The organism is Pseudomonas sp. Pseusp97, from assembly GCF_047304025.1.
In the GTDB taxonomy this organism is placed as follows: Bacteria; Pseudomonadota; Gammaproteobacteria; order Pseudomonadales; family Pseudomonadaceae; genus Pseudomonas.
The window spans coordinates 1-12886 of the sequence record NZ_JBGLYK010000169.1; the positions used below are offsets into that span (position 1 = coordinate 1).

Genomic DNA, 12886 nt, shown 5'->3' on the forward strand with positions numbered 1-12886 from the left:
GCGTGCGGGCCGCCTGGACAGCTACCTGCGACATGGTCACAGTGACGACCCGCACGCCATGGCCCACCTGGGTGCGGTGGATGCCGCCCTGGCCGGCGCGGCCAGCTCCGAACAGGTGGCGGGGTTTTCGTCGATCCACCCGGCGCATTCGCGCAGCGCTCCGGCCGCGCGCTGGGCGCCACGCCCTTCTGCCGTGATCGGCGTTTTGCCCGCCTGGCCGCCGACCTGCCGGTATTCCTGCGGCAGAGTCACGGCGAGCGCGACCTGGCGCACCTGGGGCTGCACCTGAAGGCGGGGAACGAAGAGGCCTGGGCGCTGTGAGTCAGGCGCTCGACCTGATTGCCGCTTCCAGCGGTACGCCGGCATCCGTATGGCGAGCCTCGACGCAGCTGCAGCAACTGCCGCGTATCCGCCTGGACGAGCTGGCGCCGCCGGGCTGCCGCTTGGTGGTGGTGGCGCCGCACCCGGACGATGAGGTGCTGGCCTGCGGCGGCCTGCTGGCCAGCCTTGCTGCCGATACCCGCCCGGGGCTGCTGGTGTCGGTCAGCGATGGCGAGGGCAGTCATCCCGGCTCGCTGCATTGGACGCCACAGCGCCTGCGCACTACCCGCGAGCTGGAAAGCCGCATCGCCCTCGCCCGCCTGGGCCTGGACCTGCATCACTGGGACTGGCAGCGCCTGCATCTGCCCGACGCAGCGGTGGACGCCGACGAACTGGCCGCGCGCCTGCGCAACCTGATTCGCCCCGGCGACCGGCTGATCAGCACCTGGCGCTACGACGGCCACTGTGATCACGAAGCCACCGCCCTCGCCTGCGCCCAGGTCGCCGAGCAATTGCATGCGCGGCATTTCCAGGCGCCGGTCTGGGCCTGGCACTGGGCGCTGCCGGGCGACCCGCGCCTGCCCTGGTCGCAGGCACTGCGCCTGGATCTCGACGAGGCCGCCGTGCAGCGCAAGCGCGAAGCCATCCAGGCCCACGCCAGCCAGCTGGAGGGGCCTGATCCGGTGCTCGGCGAGCAGTTGCTGGAAACCCTTCTGCAGCCCTTCGAGGTGTTCTTCCCATGAACCGTCCCCTGAGCCTGGGCCTGCCGGCGAGCTACTTCGACGAGCTGTATGACGGCGATCCCGATCCCTGGCGCTTTCGCACCCGCTGGTACGAGCAGCGCAAGCGCGAGCTGATCCTCGCCTGCCTGCCCCGGCCGCACTTTCGCCACGCCTACGAGCCGGCCTGCGCCAACGGCGAAACCAGCGCCGCGCTGGCGCAGCGGGCGGACTGGCTGCTATGCAGCGACTACAGCGGCGCGGCCGTGGCGCTGGCGCGCAACCGGCTGGCCGGGTTGGAGAACGTGCGCATCGAGCAGCACCGCCTGCCCGAGGACTGGCCCAAGGCGCGCTTCGACCTGATCGTGCTCGGCGAGGTCGGTTACTACCTCGCCCCCAAGGCCTGGGAACTCACCGGCGAGCGGGCCCGCGAGAGCCTCTGCGAGGGCGGTGTGCTGCTCGCCTGCCACTGGCGCCACCCCATCGAGGGCTGCGCCCTGGCCGGCGACGAGGTGCATGAGGTATTGGCCGACGCCCTGGGCAAGCGCCCGGCGCTGCGCCACCTGGAAAGGGATTTTCGACTGGAGTTGTGGTTCGACGAGGAGGCGTGATGATCGGCGTGCTGGTGCCCGCTCACAATGAAGAAAAGGTTCTCGGAGACTGCCTTCGCTCGCTGCGCGAGGCGGCCCGGCATCCGGGGCTCGACGCAGAACCGGTGTGCATCCTGGTGGTGCTCGATGCCTGCAGCGACGGCAGCGAAGCCGTCGCCCGGGCGGCCGGAGCGGAGGTGCTGCACGTCGGCCGGCGCAATGTCGGCCATGCGCGCCGCGAAGGGGCCGAGTGGCTGTTGCAGCGTGGCGCCCGCTGGCTGGCTTGTACCGACGCGGACAGCTGCGTGAGTCGTGAATGGCTGGTGCGCCAGCTGGCGTTCGACGCCGAGGCGGTCTGCGGTACGGTGAGGGTCGGCGACTGGTCGAACCATGCGCCGCAAGTCCGCCGCCGCTATCTGGAGCTGTACCAGAGCCGCGAAGATCACCGGCACGTCCACGGTGCCAACCTTGGCATCTGCGCCCGCGCCTACCGGCGTGCGGGTGGCTTCCGGCCGCTGCCCAGCGACGAGGACGTGCACCTGGTCCGCGACCTGGAGCGCAGCGGCGCGCGCATCGTCTGGACGCACCAGACCTGCGTCACCACCAGCGCCCGCCACGACTTCCGCGCGCCGGGCGGCTTCGGCGAGTTCGTCCAGAGCCTGGCGGCGCCCTGACCGCTCGCGCGGAATTTCCGAACCATCGCCGAACGCCTCACTCACAGCCCAGGCAAGCCACCCATCCTTCGGAGGCCCCATGCCCGGAAATCGCGAGCCATCGATGGCGGCGCAGACCATCCGCCTGACCCTCAACGGGGAGGACCGGCAACTGCAGGTGCTGCCCTGGACCACCACCCTCGACCTGTTGCGCGAGCAGCTGGGGCTGATCGGCAGCAAGAAGGGCTGCGACCACGGCCAGTGCGGCGCCTGCACCGTGCTGCTGGACGGCCGCCGGGTGAACGCCTGCCTGCTGCTGGCGGTGATGCTCGATGGCCACCGCCTGACCACCATCGAAGGCCTGGCGCGCGATGGCGAGCTGCACCCGATGCAGGCGGCGTTCATCCGCCATGACGCCTTCCAGTGCGGCTACTGCACGCCGGGGCAGATCTGCTCGGCGGTCGCCCTGGCCCAGGAGCAGGCGCCCCACGACCGCGATGAATTGCGCGAGCGCATGAGCGGCAACCTCTGCCGCTGCGGCGCCTACCCGAACATCCTCGATGCCATCGAGGATGCCCTGCCCGCCAGCCGCCTGGAGGACCTATGACCCCCTTCGCCTACAGCCGTCCCGCCGCCATCGACGAGGCCGTGGCGCTGGCCGGCCCGCACACCCGCTTCATCGCCGGCGGCACCAACCTGGTGGACCTGATGAAGGAAGAGGTGGAGCGGCCGGAGCGGCTGATCGATATCAACGACCTGCCGCTGCGCGAGATCCGCGACACCGACAGCGGCGGCCTGTACGTCGGCGCGCTGGTGGACAACGCCACCCTTGCCGCTGCTCCACAGATCATCGAGCGCTACCCGCTGATCAGCCGCGCCATTCTCGCCGGCGCCTCGCCGCAGCTGCGCAACATGGCCAGCACCGGGGGCAACCTGCTGCAGCGCACGCGCTGCCATTACTTCTACGACCGCGCCGTGCCCTGCAACAAGCGCGAGCCTGGCAGCGGCTGCCCGGCGAAGGACGGCTTGAATCGCCAGCATGCGATCCTCGGCGCCAGCGAGCACTGCGTGGCGGTGCACCCGTCCGACCTGTGCGTGGCGCTGGCCGCGCTGAATGCCGTGGTGCACGTGCGCAGCCCGCAGGCCCAACGCTGCCTGTCCTTCGAGCAATTCCACCGCCTGCCCGGCAGCCGCCCGCAGGAGGACAACATCCTCGCCGCCGACGAGCTGGTGCTGGGCATCGAATTGCCCGGCGAAGGTTTCCCCGATCACTGCGCCTACCTCAAGGTGCGCGACCGCGCGTCCTATGCCTTCGCCCTGGTTTCCGTAGCCGTGGGCCTGCTGCTGGACGGCGCCGGGCACATCGCCCAGGTCAACCTCGCGCTGGGCGGCGTGGCCCACAAACCCTGGCGCGACGCCGAGGCCGAAGACCTGCTGCTGGGCAAGCCGCCCGAGGCCGCGTATTTCCAGCGCTGCGCCGAGCACCTTCTGCGCAAGGCCAGGCCGCTGCACGACAATGCCTTCAAGGTGGAACTGGCGCGGCGCAGCATCGTCCGCGCGCTGCAACTGGCGACGGGAGGTGAGCGATGAACAGCAAGCTGCACCATGCCATCGGCACACCGCTGGACCGGGTCGACGGCCCGCTGAAAGTCACCGGCGGCGCGCGCTACGCGGCTGAATACAGTGCCGCAGGACTGCTGCATGGCGCAGTGGTCAGCAGCTCCATCGCCCGCGGCCGGATCATCGGCATCGACAGCGACGCCGCCAGCGCCCTGCCCGGTGTACGCCTGGTGATGACCCATCTCGACCGGCCAGCGCTGGCCCCCGACGACGACAGCTACGAAGACCAGGACTCCGCCGACGGTTCCTCCTTCCGCCCGCTGTTCAATGATCGGGTGCTGTACAACGGCCAGCCGGTGGCCCTGGTCGTCGCGGAGGACCTGGAAACGGCGCGCCACGCCGCCTCCCTGGTGCGCATCGAATACCAGCGCGAACCGCACTCGACCGACCTGCGCAGCAACCAGGAGCAGGCCATCGCCGCCCCCGCCGAACTGCCCGGCCCCCGCGGCGATGCCGATGGCGCGCTGAGCAGCGCGCCGGTGCGCATCGAGGCCGAATACGAGCTGCCGGTCGAACATCACAACCCGATGGAGCCCCACGCCTCCACGGTGATCTACCAGCCCGACGGCAGCCTGCTGGTGCACGACAAGACGCAGGGCTCGCAGAACAGCCAGAACTACCTGTGCCAGGTGCTCAAGCTCAAGCCGTCGCAAGTGCGGGTGCAGGCGGCGTTCGTCGGCGGCGCCTTCGGCTCCGGCCTGCGCCCGCAGTACCAGTTGCCGCTGGCCGCCATGGCGGCGCTAAAGCTGCGGCGTTCAGTGCGCGTGACGCTGACCCGCCAGCAGCAATTCACCTTCGGCTACCGGCCGCGTACGGTGCAACGCCTGGGCCTGGGAGCCGACGAAGAAGGCCGCCTGCTCGGCCTGGTGCATCAGGTGACCGGGCAGACCTCGCGCTTCGAGCGCTTCACGGCGCACGTCGCGGAGTGGTCCGGCATGCTCTACCACTGCGACAACGTCCGCCTGACCTACCGCCTGGTCCCGCTGGACGTCTACACCCCGCTGGACATGCGCGCCCCCGGTGCCGCGGAAGGGGTGTACGCGCTGGAATGCGCAATGGACGAGCTGGCCTGGGCCGCCGGAATCAACCCGCTGCACCTGCGCCTGATCAACTTCACCGAGGTCAACCAGAATCTCGGCAAACCTTACTCCAGCAAGGCGCTGCGCGACTGCTACAGCGAAGGCGCGCGGCAGTTCGGCTGGCCGACGCAGATGCCAGAACCCGGCAGCCTGCGTGAAGGCCACCTGCGCATCGGCTTCGGCATGGCCACCGGCGTCTGGGAAGCCCTGCAGATGCCGGCGAGCGCCAGTGCGGCGCTGGCACCGGATGGCAGCGTGGTGGTGGCCAGCGCGACCACCGACATCGGCACCGGTACCTACACCGCCATGACCCAGATAGCCGCGCAGGCGCTCGGCCTGCCGCCGGAGCGGGTGCGTTTCATGCTGGGCGATTCGGCGTTGCCGCAGGCGCCGCTGCAAGGCGGCTCCTTCACCGTGTCCTCGGTGGGCAGTGCGGTGCGCGAAGCCTGCCTTGCCTTGCGGCAGAACCTCCTGGACGCGGCGCGGCAGCTGCCATCGAGCCCCTTCCAGCATTTCACCGACGACCAGGTGGAGTGCAGCGCCGGGCAACTGCAGGCGAAAACCGCCGAGCACCGGGTCAGCTTCGCCGAACTGTTCCAGCGCTACGGCAGCCTCCAGGCGAGCGCCACCGCCCATCCTTCGCCGCTGCGCCAGCGCTACGCGACGGCCACCCATTCGGCAGTCTTCGTCGAGGTGGCGGTGGACGAGGCGCTGGGTACGGTGCGGGTGCGCCGGGTGGTCAGCGCCATCGCCGCCGGCCGGGTGGTCAACCCGAAGACCGCGCGCAGCCAGATCCTCGGCGGCGTGGTCTGGGGCGTGAGCATGGCGCTGCACGAGGCCAGCCTGATGGACCACGGCCTGGGTCGATTCATGAACCATAATCTTGCCGAGTACCACATCCCGGTGCAGGCCGACATCGGCGACATCCGCGTGCTCTTCGTCGACGAACCGGACGCGGTGGTCAATCCGCTGGGCTCCAAGGGCGTCGGCGAGATCGGCATAGTCGGCGTGGCGGCGGCGGTCGCCAACGCGGTCTACCATGCAACCGGGAAACGCATCCGCGAACTGCCCGTCACCCTGGACAAGCTGCTGTGACTCGCGAAAGGAGGTACAGATGCCCAGTCCGCGCTACACCAATCGTCGCCACGCCGGCATCGCCCTGGCGATGGTCCTGCGCGACATGCCGTTGGCCGCCCCGCTGGTCCTCGCCCTGCCCCGCGGCGGCGTGCCGGTCGCCAGGGAGATTGCGCGCATCCTTGGCGCGCCGCTGGACGTGCTGCTGGTGCGCAAGATAGGCGCACCGGGCAATGAGGAGTACGCCCTGGGCGCCATCGTCGACGGCCCGGAGCCGAACTGGGTGGTGGATGAGCAGATGCTGGCGCGCTTCGATCCGCCGCCGGAGTGGTTCGAGCAGCAGGTAATGGAGCAGCTTCGCGAGCTGGAGCGCCGCCGCCTGCTCTACCGTGGCGTGAAGGCTCCGGCGCGGCTGGAGGGCCGCGACCTGATCGTGGTCGACGATGGCCTTGCCACCGGCAGTACCATGCGTGCCGCATTGCAATGCCTGCGGGCGCAGCATCCGCAGCGGATCGTGCTCGCCGTGCCGGTGGGCCCGGAGGAAACCGTGCAGAGGCTGCGCGAGCAGGTTGACACGCTGATCTGCCTGGATACCCCCTCGCCGTTCCGCGCGGTGGGCGACCACTACCGCGACTTCCACCAGCTGAGCGATCAGGAAGTGATCGACCTGCTGATGAAATGACCGCACGTTCGCTTTCACCTGAAATACCTTACCAGCGGCCTACCCTCTCCCCCCGCCCTCTCCCTGAAGGGAGAGGGAGCCAATCGGCACTCTCGGGCAGCACGGAATCGGCCGGACAGCGCAGGGCTATTCGTGCGCGCCGGACAGTCCCCTCTCCCTTCAGGGAGAGGGTTAGGGAGAGGGGACTGCCCCCGGCACGAGCCTTCAGAAGACCGTTGCTCTTACAAGGGCCTCGTCAGCCGCTTTCGCGCTCCAGCACGCGGCAGCCGAGCAGGTTCAAGCGCTCTACCGCGCCCTCAAGCGGCACCACACCGATGGATTGCAGCACCCGCAGGGCGGCGATTTCGCCGATCTCGCGGGCCGGAGGCTTGATCGTCGACAGGCTCGGCAGCAGCATCGGCGCGAAGGGATAGTCGCCAAATCCCAGTACTGCGCAATCCTCGGGAATCTTCAAACCGGCGCGCTGGCCGGCGAGCAGTCCGCCAGCGGCCAGGTTGTCGTTGGCGAAGATGATCGCCTCGGGCCGCTGCGCTCCCCGCGCCATCAAGGCTTCCATGGCCTGGCGGCCGGCTTCGAAAGGTGCGCTCCGGGTGGGAACGAACATCCACGGCTCGCCGCCCAGTTCGCGCAGGGTGTCGGCGTAACCGTCGCGGCGATCCAGAGCGCTGAAGTCGCCGGGCGCGCTGTTCTGCACGAACGCGATGCGCCGATAGCCCTTGCCGTGCAGATGACGCACCGCGTCCACACCGACCTGGAAGTGCGAAAAGCCGACCTGGATCGGCGCGCGCTCGGGCTGGTAGTCCCAGACCTCCACCACCGGCATGTCGGCGCCGGCGATCAACTTTTCGGTGGCCGCAGTATGGAAGTGGCTGGTCAGCACCAGCGCCGCCGGATTCCAGCCGAGGAAGGCGCGCACGGCGCTTTCCTCCTTGTCTTCGGAGAAGTAGCTGGAGGCCAGCAGCAGCTGGTAGCCGTGGGCGGCCAGGGTGTCGCTGAAGGCCTGGATGGTGTCGGCAAAGATCGGCCCTGAAATGTTCGGCACCACCATGCCCACTATCCTGCCCCGCGCCGAAGCCAGGCCGCCCGCCACCTGGTTGGGAACGTAGCCCAGTTCCTCCACCGCCGCGCCGATACGCTCGCGCAGGTCATCGGACAGCTGTGCCGGCTGGTTGAAATAGCGCGACACGCTGATGGCGGAAACGCCTGCGAGTTCGGCGACCGCTGTCAGCGTCACGCGTCCTGCGCCACGGCGTTTGCGAGGGGTCTGGTTGGCCAACGCGGCTCTCCTGCTGCGGTTCCTGGGATTACATATAAGGAATATAAACGTAATTTTTAATTATTTGACGATCTATTTGGTGATTCAGGATACTCGTCGATGTTAGCGCTACCAACACAAACTGTCCGCAACGATCCAGCCACTCGCACGAGCGAGCGCTCGTGACAGTCCCGCAGAAAAGGCGCCCCGGCAAAGAGAACCGAGGGCGGACCAGGGCAAGAAGGAGTGGCTATGCAATCGCAACAACGGGGGACGCTCGGCCGTCCGCAATTCACCGGCCGGCGCAGCGCGCTGGCCCTGGGCATCGCCAGCGTGATCGGCGCACTGGCCTGCAGCGTGCAGGCAGCCGAAACCGCCAATGGCGACAGCCAATCCGCCGACTCGGCGCCGACATTGAAAGCGGTGACCGTTACCGCCACCCGCCGCGAGGAATCGCTGCAGAAGGTCCCGGTGGCCGTCTCGGTGATCGATGGCGAGCAGCTGGAGCGCGACAACCGCAACAACGTGTCGAGCATCGTCCAGCAGGTGCCGAGCCTGAACTTCCGCACCGGCGCCTCGAACAAGGACACCTCGCTGTTCGTCCGTGGCGTGGGCACCATTTCCACCTCCCCCGGCGTCGAGCCGAGCGTGTCGACGGTGATCGACGGCGTGGTGCTCGGCCGTCCCGGCCAGGCGACCCTGGACCTGCTCGACGTCGAGCGCATCGAAGTGCTGCGCGGCCCGCAGGGCACGCTGTTCGGCAAGAACGCGTCGGCCGGCGTGCTCAACGTGGTGACCCGCGAAGTGCCGGACGAAACCACCGGCTACATCGACTACTCGCACTTTGGCGGCGGCAACGAGAACCGCACCCGCTTCGGCATCGGCGGTACGCTGATCCCCGGCAAGCTCAAGGCCAGCGTCACCACCCTGGTGGGCAGCTACGACGGCAACGTGGACAACGTCTACAACGGCCACGAAGTAAACGGCTACAACCGCGCCGGCGCGCGCACGAAGTTCGAACTCACCCCCAACGACGACCTCAAGGTCACCCTGATCGCCGACTACATGCACGGCAACGACGACAGCCCCAGCGGCGTCATCACCAGCACTTCCAGCGCGGCCTTCGCCAATGCCCTGCGCCCGGTCACGCCGGACAGCGACAACCGCAAGATCAACAGCGACTACCGCACCCACGTCGACGACACCAGCAAGGGACTGTCGGCGCAGCTGGACTGGAACCTGGGCGACTACACCCTGACCTCCATCAGCGCCTGGCGCGGCTGGGACAACACCCAGTGGCAGGATGGCGACCGTCTTTCCCGGGTCACCGCGAGCATCCCCAGCTCCCACGACAAGGGCGAGCTGAACTACGACCAGTACTCCCAGGAACTGCGCCTGGCCTCGCCCAGGGGCGAGTTCCTCGAATACGTCGGCGGCCTCTACTACATGCACGCCGTGGACGATGAGACCTACCGCCGCGTGGTGACTTCCACCACCGCGCAGAACACCGGCGTGGCCGACTACGGCACGCGCAGCGACACCTACGCGGTGTTCGGCGAAAGCACGCTGAACTTCACCGACGACTTCCGTGGCATCGCCGGCCTGCGCTACACCCACGACGACCTGGAATACGACCACCGCCGCCGCTCCACTTCGGCCACCGCGGTGACCGGCATCCAGCCATCCACCTCCAGCTCCGGCTCCACCGACGAGGACGGCTGGTCCGGCCGACTGGGCCTGCAGTACGACCTCAGCGAGCAGCTCACCAGCTACCTGACCTACTCGCGCGGCTACAAGGGCCCGGCCTACAACGTGTTCTTCAACATGCAGCCGCGCGACACCGAGGCGCTCAAGCCGGAGACCTCCAACTCCTGGGAAGCGGGCCTGAAGACCACCGCGCTGGATAATCGCCTGACCGCCAACCTCGCGGTGTTCCACACCGTCTACGACAACTACCAGGCGAACTTCTACGACACCGTCGCCGGGCAGGTGGTGACCCGCCTGATCAACGCCGGCAAGGTCAAGAGCGAAGGCGCCGAGCTGGACTTCAGCTACCAGGCCACCCGCCAGTTGAAGGTCTCCGGCGCGGTCGCCTACACCAAGGCGCGTATCGACAGCTTCGCCTGCCCGGCGGGCGCGGCGGCTGCCTGCAACGTCAACGGCAAGCCGCTGCCCTTCTCGCCGGACTGGAAGAGCTACGTACGCGCCGACTACAGCATCCCGCTGGATAACGGACTGGATGTGGAGCTGGGCACCGATTACAGCTGGCAGGACAAGGTGCAGTACGACCTCAGCCAGAACCCCGACACCATCCAGGGCGCCTACGGCCTGTGGGGCGCCAGCATTGCCCTGGCCGACTACAACGACGGCTGGCGCGTCGCCCTGCTGGGCAAGAACCTCACCGACAAGTCCTACTCGCCCCTGCTGGCCAGCGGCGGCAGCTACATCTACCGCATGGTGCCGCGCGACGACGGCCGCTACTTCGGCGTGGAGCTGCGCAAGGACTTCTGATCGTCTGAACCAGGCGGCGCCGGCTCGCCCCGGCGCCGCAGAGAAGAACGCCCACGCCGCCTTGCGTCCCTCCCGACGGACACACAGGAAAACCAACATGACACGCACCCTTTCCCTTGGCGCTTTTCTCATGGCCACCGGTCACCACATCTCGGCGTGGCGCCACCCCGAAGTGCCGGCCGACGGCGGCCTCGATTTCCGCCTCTACAAGCGCCTGGCGCAGGTGGCTGAAGCGGCGAAGTTCGATGCCGTCTTCGTCGCCGACAGCGTTGCGGCGCCTACCGCCGACATCGCCAGCCGCATGGCGCGCTCCGACCACTTCGAGCCGCTGACCCTGCTCTCGGCGCTGGCGGCGGTGACCGAGCGCATCGGCCTGGTGGCTACCGTGACTACCAGCTACAACGAGCCGTACCACGTGGCGCGCAAGTTCGCCTCGCTGGACCACCTTTCCGGCGGCCGCGCCGGCTGGAACCTGGTCACCTCCGATGCCGCCGCCGAGGCGCTGAACTTCAACCGCCAGGAGCACTTCGGCCATGCCGAGCGCTACTCCCGCGCACGGGAATTCCACGAAGTGGTCACCGGCCTGTGGGACAGCTGGGAAGACGACGCCTTCACCCGCGACAAGGCCAGCGGCCAGTACTACGACCCGGCCAAGCTGCATGTGCTCAATCATCAGGGCGAACACTTCCGCGTGCAGGGCCCGCTGAATGTGGCGCGCTCGCCCCAGGGGCGCCCGGTGATCGTCCAGGCCGGCAGCTCGGAGACCGGCCGCGAGCTGGCCGCGCAGACCGCCGAAGTGGTGTTCACCGCACAGACCTCGCTGGCCGCCGCCCGCGACTTCTACAACGATCTCAAGGGCCGCCTGCCACGCTTCGGCCGTAGCCCGGATGACCTGCGCATCATGCCCGGCGTGTTCGTGGTGGTCGGCCAGAGCCAGGCCGAGGCGCAGGAGAAATTCGAGGAATTCCAGGAGCTGGTCGAGCCGCAGGTGGGCGTGGCGCTGCTCTCGCGCATGCTCGGCAACTTCGACCTCTCCGCCTACCCGCCGGACGGCCCGCTGCCCAAGCTGCCCCTCACCGACAGCGGCCAGCGCAGCCGCCAGCTGCTGCTCACCGAACTGGCCGGGCGCGAGAACCTCACCCTCGCCCAATTGGGCCGGCGCATCGCTGGCGGGCGCGGCCACTACAGCCTGATCGGCACGCCGGCGCAGATCGCCGACGAACTCCAGGCCTGGTTCGAAGGCGGCGCCGCCGATGGCTTCAACGTGCTGGTGCCACACCTGCCCGGCGGGCTGGAAGACGTGGCCAACCACGTCGTGCCGGAACTGCAGCGGCGCGGGCTGTTTCGCCGCGAGTACAACGGCAGCACCCTGCGCGAGCATCTGGGGCTCAAGCGCCCGGCCAACCGCTACACCCTCTGACGATTCACGGCCGCCCCCCTGCGGCCCGTTTGCCCAGCTGCCTGTTTTAAAAGGAGTTTCCATGACCTACCTCGCCCACCCCGAGCGCTACCAGCGCATCCCTTATCGCCGCGTCGGCCGCAGTGGGCTGGTGCTGCCCGCCCTCTCCCTGGGCCTGTGGCACAACTTCGGCGACAGCGTACCGCTGGACCGCCAGCGCGCCCTGCTGCGCACCGCCTTCGACCTGGGTATCAACCATTTCGACCTGGCCAACAACTACGGCCCGCCCTACGGCAGCGCCGAGATCAACTTCGGCCGCCTGCTGCGCGAAGACTTCGCCGCCTACCGCGATGAGCTGGTGATCTCCACCAAGGCCGGCTGGGACATGTGGCCGGGTCCCTACGGCCAGGGCGGCAGCTCGCGCAAGTACCTGCTCTCCAGCCTCGACCAGAGCCTCGTGCGACTGGGGGTGGACTACGTCGACATCTTCTACTCGCATCGCTTCGACCCGGACACGCCGCTGGAGGAAACCGCCGGGGCACTGGCCAGCGCCGTGCAACAGGGCAAGGCGCTGTACGTGGGCATTTCGTCCTATTCGGCCGGCAAGACTGCCGAGCTCGCCGCGCTGCTGAAGGAATGGAAGGTGCCGCTGCTGATCCACCAGCCGGCCTACAACCTGCTCAACCGCTGGGTGGAGAAAGACCTGCTGGCCACCACCGACGAACTGGGTACCGGCGTCATCGCCTTCACCCCGCTGGCCCAGGGACTGCTCACCGACCGCTACCTGAACGGCGTGCCGGCCGACGCGCGGGTCAACCAGCCGGGCGGCGCTTCGCTGCGGCCCGAGCACCTGTCCGAGGACAACCTGCGCCGCGCCCGCGCGCTGATCGCCCTCCACGACATAGGAGTCTCTAATACACAACAGAAGCTGCCGACGAAAAGAGAGCTGTAGATCTAGGTCGTCCCCGGTTCATTAAAAAAAA

At 68.4% G+C, this 12886-nt stretch carries 10 protein-coding genes and 2 pseudogenes; 11 read left to right on the forward strand and 1 reads right to left on the reverse strand.

Annotated features, from left to right (window positions below; translation table 11 throughout):
- From ACCC94_RS22070 to ACCC94_RS22105, 8 genes and pseudogenes are all read left to right on the forward strand, one after another.
- Nucleotides 1–321: pseudogene (locus ACCC94_RS22070) on the forward strand (acyl-CoA dehydrogenase); the annotation flags it as partial.
- On the forward strand, nt 318–1064 hold the full coding sequence (locus tag ACCC94_RS22075; RefSeq protein ID WP_413351686.1) for a PIG-L deacetylase family protein: 747 nt from the start codon (nt 318–320) through the stop codon (nt 1062–1064). The pseudogene ACCC94_RS22070 and the gene ACCC94_RS22075, both read left to right, overlap by 4 nt.
- 14 nt (nt 1065–1078) lie before the next feature.
- Nucleotides 1079–1651, forward strand: a complete 573-nt coding sequence (locus ACCC94_RS22080) for an SAM-dependent methyltransferase (protein WP_413351695.1) — start codon at nt 1079–1081, stop codon at nt 1649–1651.
- On the forward strand, nt 1651–2304 hold the full coding sequence (locus ACCC94_RS22085; RefSeq protein ID WP_413351696.1) for a glycosyltransferase: 654 nt from the start codon (nt 1651–1653) through the stop codon (nt 2302–2304). The genes ACCC94_RS22080 and ACCC94_RS22085 overlap by 1 nt, the downstream gene beginning before the upstream one ends.
- Nucleotides 2305–2383: 79 nt before the next feature.
- Nucleotides 2384–2890: a (2Fe-2S)-binding protein gene (locus ACCC94_RS22090; RefSeq protein ID WP_413351687.1), complete on the forward strand. Its 507-nt coding sequence runs from the start codon at nt 2384–2386 to the stop codon at nt 2888–2890.
- Nucleotides 2887–3873 (forward strand): FAD binding domain-containing protein, encoded by a 987-nt coding sequence (locus ACCC94_RS22095; protein WP_413351688.1) that lies wholly within the window; start codon nt 2887–2889, stop codon nt 3871–3873. Before ACCC94_RS22090 ends, ACCC94_RS22095 begins: the two co-directional genes overlap by 4 nt.
- Nucleotides 3870–6077, forward strand: a complete 2208-nt coding sequence (locus ACCC94_RS22100; protein ID WP_413351689.1) for a xanthine dehydrogenase family protein molybdopterin-binding subunit — start codon at nt 3870–3872, stop codon at nt 6075–6077. The genes ACCC94_RS22095 and ACCC94_RS22100 overlap by 4 nt, the downstream gene beginning before the upstream one ends.
- A 19-nt stretch (nt 6078–6096) precedes the next feature.
- A complete protein-coding gene (locus ACCC94_RS22105) occupies nt 6097–6738 on the forward strand; it encodes a phosphoribosyltransferase (RefSeq protein ID WP_413351690.1) in 642 nt (213 codons plus the stop codon).
- 235 nt (nt 6739–6973) lie between these two features.
- On the opposite strand, the gene ACCC94_RS22110 is transcribed toward ACCC94_RS22105, so the two are convergent.
- Entirely contained in the window at nt 6974–8014 is a 1041-nt protein-coding gene (locus ACCC94_RS22110; protein WP_413351691.1) for a LacI family DNA-binding transcriptional regulator, read from the reverse strand.
- Between the two features lie 231 nt (nt 8015–8245).
- Between ACCC94_RS22110 and ACCC94_RS22115 the strand changes: the two genes are divergently transcribed.
- The 3 genes and pseudogenes from ACCC94_RS22115 to ACCC94_RS22125 form a co-directional block, all read left to right on the forward strand.
- Nucleotides 8246–10504 carry a TonB-dependent receptor gene (locus ACCC94_RS22115; protein ID WP_413351692.1) on the forward strand — a complete coding sequence of 753 codons (2259 nt, stop codon included), beginning with the start codon at nt 8246–8248 and terminating at the stop codon, nt 10502–10504.
- Nucleotides 10505–10601: 97 nt separating this feature from the next.
- Nucleotides 10602–11924: an LLM class flavin-dependent oxidoreductase gene (locus ACCC94_RS22120; protein ID WP_413351694.1), complete on the forward strand. Its 1323-nt coding sequence runs from the start codon at nt 10602–10604 to the stop codon at nt 11922–11924.
- Nucleotides 11925–11985: 61 nt separating this feature from the next.
- Nucleotides 11986–12789 (forward strand): annotated as a pseudogene (locus ACCC94_RS22125) (aldo/keto reductase); the annotation flags it as partial.
- Nucleotides 12790–12886 lie beyond the last annotated feature (97 nt).

What these genes read in the sequence shown, in the direction of transcription:
- ACCC94_RS22085 (WP_413351696.1), top strand. Translation starts at nt 1,651, where the DNA reads ATGATCGGCGTGCTGGTGCCCGCTCACAATGAAGAAAAGGTTCTCGGA.
- ACCC94_RS22090 (WP_413351687.1), top strand. Translation starts at nt 2,384, where the DNA reads ATGCCCGGAAATCGCGAGCCATCGATGGCGGCGCAGACCATCCGCCTG.
- ACCC94_RS22095 (WP_413351688.1), top strand. Translation starts at nt 2,887, where the DNA reads ATGACCCCCTTCGCCTACAGCCGTCCCGCCGCCATCGACGAGGCCGTG.
- ACCC94_RS22100 (WP_413351689.1), top strand. Translation starts at nt 3,870, where the DNA reads ATGAACAGCAAGCTGCACCATGCCATCGGCACACCGCTGGACCGGGTC.
- ACCC94_RS22105 (WP_413351690.1), top strand. Translation starts at nt 6,097, where the DNA reads ATGCCCAGTCCGCGCTACACCAATCGTCGCCACGCCGGCATCGCCCTG.
- ACCC94_RS22115 (WP_413351692.1), top strand. Translation starts at nt 8,246, where the DNA reads ATGCAATCGCAACAACGGGGGACGCTCGGCCGTCCGCAATTCACCGGC.
- ACCC94_RS22120 (WP_413351694.1), top strand. Translation starts at nt 10,602, where the DNA reads ATGACACGCACCCTTTCCCTTGGCGCTTTTCTCATGGCCACCGGTCAC.